This window comes from Marilutibacter maris (genome assembly GCF_006546735.2).
Classification (GTDB): Bacteria; Pseudomonadota; Gammaproteobacteria; order Xanthomonadales; family Xanthomonadaceae; genus Marilutibacter; species Marilutibacter maris.
The window spans coordinates 1-2,630 of the sequence record NZ_VICD02000232.1; the positions used below are offsets into that span (position 1 = coordinate 1).

The 2,630-nt window shown below is 71.1% G+C and carries 3 protein-coding genes; 2 read left to right on the forward strand and 1 reads right to left on the reverse strand.

The features are described from left to right. Both FKV24_RS19335 and FKV24_RS13545 read left to right on the forward strand, forming a co-directional pair. A partial coding sequence (locus tag FKV24_RS19335; RefSeq protein WP_425481640.1) for a hypothetical protein occupies positions 1–268 on the forward strand: 268 nt, incomplete at its 5' end. A 130-nt stretch (positions 269–398) separates the two neighbouring features. Then, positions 399–1,358 carry a DUF4097 family beta strand repeat-containing protein gene (locus FKV24_RS13545; protein ID WP_170288311.1) on the forward strand — a complete coding sequence of 320 codons (960 nt, stop codon included), beginning with the start codon at positions 399–401 and terminating at the stop codon, positions 1,356–1,358. 123 nt (positions 1,359–1,481) lie between these two features. Here the strand turns inward: FKV24_RS13545 and FKV24_RS13550 are convergent. Continuing rightward, a partial coding sequence (locus tag FKV24_RS13550; protein WP_141482749.1) for a cryptochrome/photolyase family protein occupies positions 1,482–2,630 on the reverse strand: 1,149 nt, incomplete at its 5' end.

Below are 2,630 nucleotides of genomic sequence, written 5' to 3' on the forward strand. Positions count from 1 at the left end.
GGCGATCGAACCGGCCACGGTGCAGGCACCGTCGAAGCTGGCCCTGGAGACCGCCGGCATGGCGCGGCAGTACCAGGCCGCGTTCGACCAGCTCGGCGCGGTGCCGGCCGACAGCAGCCTGCACCCGGCGCTGGCCGAGCTCGACCGCAATGCCGAGCTGATCCTGCAGGCCCTGTCCGAACAACCCGACTCGCGGCTGCTGCTCGAACGCCTGCACCGCACCTACGCCCGCCGCCTCGCGCTCAGCCAGCGCCTGGTCCATTCGTGAGCGCGCCGCCATGACCCGAACCCAGCCATCGACCGATTCCGCCCGATCCAGCTCCCGCGTCCCTGGTTTCGACGTTCCACGTTCCGACATTCCACGTTTCGACGTTTCACGCGACTTTTCCGGAGGCCCCATGTCCGCTCACCCCACGCTCCGTCGCAATCCCGCGCGTCCGGCCCGGATCGCGGCCCCCGCGCTCGCCATCGGCCTGCTCGCCGCCCTCGCCCTGCCGCTGCAGGCGGCGACCCCGATCGACGAGGTCCGCCCACTGGACCCGCGCGGCCGGCTCGAGATCGACAACCTCAAGGGCAGCATCGACGTGCGCGCCTGGGACCGGCCCGAGGTCAGGATCACCGGCAACCTCGGCGACGGCGTCGAGAAGCTGGAGATCAGCGGCGACCGCAGCAGCCTCAGCGTCAAGGTGAAGTACCCCAACCGTGGCAGCGGTCTGGGCTTCTTCACCGTCAGCGACCGCACCGAGCCGACCGAGCTGGTGCTGATGGTGCCGCTGCGGGCCGATCTAGACATCGACTCGGTGTCGGCCCGCATCAAGGTCGTCGGTGTCGCGCCGTCGGAACTGTCGATCAACACCGTCAGCGGCGACGTTGATGTCGCCGGCGCCCCGGACGAGATCGAGGTCGATGCGGTCAGCGGCGACCTCAAACTGGTGGTCAACAGCCGCAACGCCGACGCCGAGACGGTCAGCGGCGAGATCGACCTGCAGGGCCGGCTGACCGACGAGGTGTCGGTGGAGACCGTGTCCGGCGACGCCCACGTGCGCGTGCTCGAATCCAGCCTGCGCCGCTACTCCGGCGCCAGCGTGTCCGGCGACCTCAGCCTGCGTACCGGCCTGGCCGGCAATGGCCGGATCAAGATGGAAACGGTCAGCGGCGATGTCGATCTGTACCTGCCGCGCGACCTCTCCGCCAACGTCCACGGCGAGAGCTTCAGCGGCAGCCTGCGCGCACCTGGCGCGACCATCGACCGCCCCCGCCACGGCCCCGGCGCCAGCTTCGAGCACCGCTACGGCAATGGCGACGGCGACGTGTCGATCGAAACGTTCTCCGGCGACGCGAACCTGCATCTGGACTGAGTCGCGCGGCGACCCGAAGCGCCGGGACTCGGCCCGGGCGGGCCACTGCAGATCGCGCGCCCCGAATGGCTGCCCACGGGCAGCCATTCGTTTCCGATCAGGCGTCCGGCACCGCGTCCGCGCTCAGTCGCTGGCCCGGGCCAGGCGTTGCAGCGCTTCGGCGCGGCCCTCCGCCAGATCGACGATCGGCCGCGACGGATAGCCGCGCGGCGCCCCGCCCTTCTCCCATGGCGCATGGATCCGGTCGTCGTCCAGCCGCCGCAGTTCCGGCAGCCAGCGCCGCAAGTAAACGCCTTCGGGATCGAAGCGCCGCGACTGGGTGACCGGGTTGAAGATCCGGTGATACGGCGCCGCGTCCACGCCGCTGCCCGCCACCCACTGCCAGCCCAGGGTGTTGTTGGCCAGGTCGGCGTCGACCAGGGTGTGCATGAACCAGGCCGCCCCGCTCGCCCAGTGGATGCCCATGTGCTTGCTCAGATAGGAGGCGACCACCATCCGCACCCGGTTGTGCATCCAGCCTTCGTGCCATAGCTGACGCATGCCGGCATCGACCAGCGGCACCCCGGTGCGACCACGCCGCCACGCCTCCAGTGCGGCCTCGTCGTGTCGCCAGGCGATGCCGTCGAAGCGCGGGTTGAAGTTGTCGGTGGTGCTGTGCGGCCAGTGGTTGAGCACGTAGTAGCCGAACTCGCGCCAGCCCAGCTCGGCGACGAACTTGTCGCTGCCGGGGCCGCCACGGCGCTGGGCGGCATCCAGGGCGCAGGCGGGACTGATCTCGCCAAAGTGCAGATGCGGCGACAGCCGCGAAGTGGCGTCGATGGCCGGACGGTCGCGCTGCCCGGGGTAGTCGTCGAGGTGTTCGAGGAAGCGCTCCAGGCGCTGCTGCGCGGCCCGCTCGCCGGGCGTCCAGGTCTCCCAGAAGCCGCGATCCCAGTCCGGCGCGGGCGCGGCGAGGGTCGCCTGCAACCGCTGCATTCCCTCCGGAAGCCCGAAGCAGGCCAGCCGCTGCGGCGCCGCGCGCGGACGGTATCGCCAGCCCGGCCGCGCCGCCTTCAGGAACGGCGTGAACACCCGGTACGGCGTCGACACCTTGCTCAGCACCATTTCCGGATCGGTCATCAGCCGTCCGGCCGAGCGCCGCAACGCGACGCCGTCGCGCGCGAGCGCCCTGGCCAGGCGCGCATCGCGGGCATCCGCATCGGGTTCGTGCAGCGCCGAGATATGCACCGCCTCCGCGCCGGCCGCCGCGGCCAGCGCCGGGATCACCTGTTC

What these genes read in the sequence shown, in the direction of transcription:
- FKV24_RS13545 (WP_170288311.1), top strand. Translation starts at nt 399, where the DNA reads ATGTCCGCTCACCCCACGCTCCGTCGCAATCCCGCGCGTCCGGCCCGG.